This window comes from Xanthobacter sp. BG11Y11_SDJG (genome assembly GCF_057364445.1).
In genome coordinates this window covers 1-2,243 of the sequence record NZ_JBNFNU010000542.1, presented here as the reverse complement: position 1 = coordinate 2,243, position 2,243 = coordinate 1, and the positions used below count along the sequence as shown (strand labels likewise).

The window sequence follows — 2,243 nt, the reverse complement described above, 5'->3', positions numbered from 1 at the left end:
GCCTCGAAGGCCGCGTCCGCCGCCACGCCGACGCCGATGCGCGGCAGGCGCTGCGCCAGCGCCGAGGCGGTCACCGCCGCCTGCGCCACCGGCTCGAAGGCGAGCGCCTTGGCCTCGGCATTCTCCAGCACGAAGTCCAGTTCGTCCGGGGTGCGCGCCAGTTGACGGGGGTCATGACGATGCCGGCGAACTGGCAGGCCCAGTGCAGCGTCGCCGCCTCCCAGCGGTTCTGCAGCACGGTGACGAGGTGGTCGCCGTGCTTGAGGCCGAGCGCGCCCAGCCCGTCGGCGACGGCGGCGATCCTGTCGAGCCATTGCGCGTAGGTGAGGCGGACCTCTCCGTCCACCACCGCCAGCGCGCCGGGGTCGCGCTCGACGCTCGCCAGGAAGCTCGTGCCGAGGTCAAACATTGCTTCTGTCCCCTCTCAGGGTGGCCGCGGCGTCGAGCACCGCGGCGACGATGGCGGAATAGCCGGTGCACCGGCACAGATGCCCGCCCACCACCTCGCGCACGGCGTGCGCGTCCGGGTCGGGCGTGGCCTTCAGGAAGGCGTCCACCGACATCAGGATGCCGGCGGTGCAGAAGCCGCAATGCAGCGCGTGGTGGCGACGGAACGCCTCCTGGAGCACGGACAGCCGGTCGGGCGCCGGCGCGAGACCTTCGACGGTGCGCACGTCGCGGCCCTCGAGCTGCACCGCGAGCGTGAGGCAGGCGCGGGCCGGAACGCCGTCGAGCAGGATGGTGCAGGCGCCGCACTGGCTGGTGTCGCAGCCCACATGGGTGCCGGTGAGCCCCAGGCCGTGGCGCAGCGCGTCGGTGGCGAGCAGGCGCGGCTCGGCGGCGACGCTGGCCGGCCGGCCATTGAGGGTGAAGCGCACGTCGTGCTGCGCAGCCGCGCTCAGGCGAGGCATCGTTCGGCCTCCTCGATCACGGCGCGTCCCATGGCGCGCACCAAATCGCGCCTGAGGCGCGCGCTGGCGTGCAGATCGTCGCGGGCGTCGAGCGCCCAGGCAAACGCGTTGAGCGCATCGTCGAGCGCGCTGCCCGAAAGGCGCGGGAAGGTCCGCCGCTCGGGCCTGTCGGCGACGCCGCACACGGCGAGGTCGATGGCCTCCGACGACACGCGCGCGGCGCAGCCGACGATGGCGAAGTCGCCATGGCGGCGGGAATATTCCCTGAAGGCATAGGCGCTGCCCGGCTGCGCCACAGGAAAGGCCACCGCCTCGATCATCTCGTCGTCGGCCTTGGCGGTGGTCATCATGCCGGTGAAGAAGTCGGACGCCTTCACGCGCCGCGCCTTGCGGCGGGTCTTGAGCCGCACCTCGCCGCCGAGCGCCACCAGGCACAGCGGGATTTCCGCGCTCGGGTCGGCATGGGCGGCGGAGCCGCACACGGTGCCGCGGCTGCGCGTCTGGTAGTGGCCGAGGAAGGGCAGCGCCGCCGACAGCAGCGGCTGCGCGGCGATCTCGGCCGAGGCGAGCAGCTCCGCCTGCCGCACGCCCGCCGGCACGACGATGGCGTCGCCCTCGCGGCGGATGGCGCGCAGCGCCGGAAGGCCCATGATGTCCACCAGCACCGCGGGCTTGGCGAGGCGCATGTTGAGCATGGGCAGAAGCGACTGGCCGCCGGCGATCACCCGCGCGTCGCCGCCGTGGGACGCGAGCGTCTCCAGCGCCTCCTCCAGGGTCTCGGCGCGCACGAAGTCGAAGGCGGCGGGCTTCATTTGCGCCCCCCGCTCAGCATTCCCAGCAACCGGGCGAGAAGGCCGGCCCGCTCGGGGGCGGCGCGCCGCGCCAGCGCGGCGAAGAACTGGCCGATGATGGCCTTGGCCGCGCCGTCGAGCAGGCGCCCGCCGATGGCCGCCACCTTGCCGCCCACCGCCGCCTCGTAGACATAGGCGACCCGCGTGCCGCCTTCCGCCTCCGTGAGCGTGACGCGGCCGGCGCCGCCGCCGGTGCCGAGCGCGCCGGAGACGTTGCCGGACAGGGTCGCGGCGTTGGGTTCGTCCAGGTCCGAGAGCTTCACGTCGGCCTTGTAGCGGCCCTTCACCGGGCCGATGCCCAGCGTGACGTCGGCCGTGAAATGGGTCGGCGAGAGCTTCTTCACCCCATGGCAGCCGGGGATGATGGAGGCCAGCGCGTCGGCGTCGAGCAGGGTCGCCCACACCTGCGCCCGAGGTGCCGGCACGAAGGCCGAGCCCTCGCCGCGCAGGGTGCGGTCGCCGGGGCGCGCCGCAGGCTGCG

4 protein-coding genes are annotated in these 2,243 nt (G+C 73.8%); all 4 read right to left on the bottom strand.

Annotated elements, in window-relative coordinates; translation table 11 throughout:
• Positions 1 to 70: 70 nt before the first annotated feature.
• Positions 71 to 409: an AMP-binding protein gene (locus AC2W7M_RS24145; RefSeq protein WP_486135529.1), complete on the bottom strand. Its 339-nt coding sequence runs from the start codon at positions 407 to 409 to the stop codon at positions 71 to 73.
• Positions 402 to 911 carry a (2Fe-2S)-binding protein gene (locus AC2W7M_RS24140; RefSeq protein WP_486135528.1) on the bottom strand — a complete coding sequence of 170 codons (510 nt, stop codon included), beginning with the start codon at positions 909 to 911 and terminating at the stop codon, positions 402 to 404. The genes AC2W7M_RS24145 and AC2W7M_RS24140 overlap by 8 nt, the downstream gene beginning before the upstream one ends.
• Entirely contained in the window at positions 899 to 1,723 is an 825-nt protein-coding gene (locus AC2W7M_RS24135; RefSeq protein WP_486135526.1) for an FAD binding domain-containing protein, read from the bottom strand. Before AC2W7M_RS24135 ends, AC2W7M_RS24140 begins: the two co-directional genes overlap by 13 nt.
• Positions 1,720 to 2,243: SRPBCC family protein (locus AC2W7M_RS24130; RefSeq protein WP_486135525.1), on the bottom strand; the 524-nt coding region annotated here is incomplete at its 5' end. The genes AC2W7M_RS24130 and AC2W7M_RS24135, both read right to left, overlap by 4 nt.

Bases quoted from the DNA above. Each gene is read 5' to 3' on its own strand.
- AC2W7M_RS24145 (WP_486135529.1), bottom strand. From the start codon at position 409: ATGTTTGACCTCGGCACGAGCTTCCTGGCGAGCGTCGAGCGCGACCCC.
- AC2W7M_RS24135 (WP_486135526.1), bottom strand. From the start codon at position 1,723: ATGAAGCCCGCCGCCTTCGACTTCGTGCGCGCCGAGACCCTGGAGGAG.
- AC2W7M_RS24140 (WP_486135528.1), bottom strand. From the start codon at position 911: ATGCCTCGCCTGAGCGCGGCTGCGCAGCACGACGTGCGCTTCACCCTC.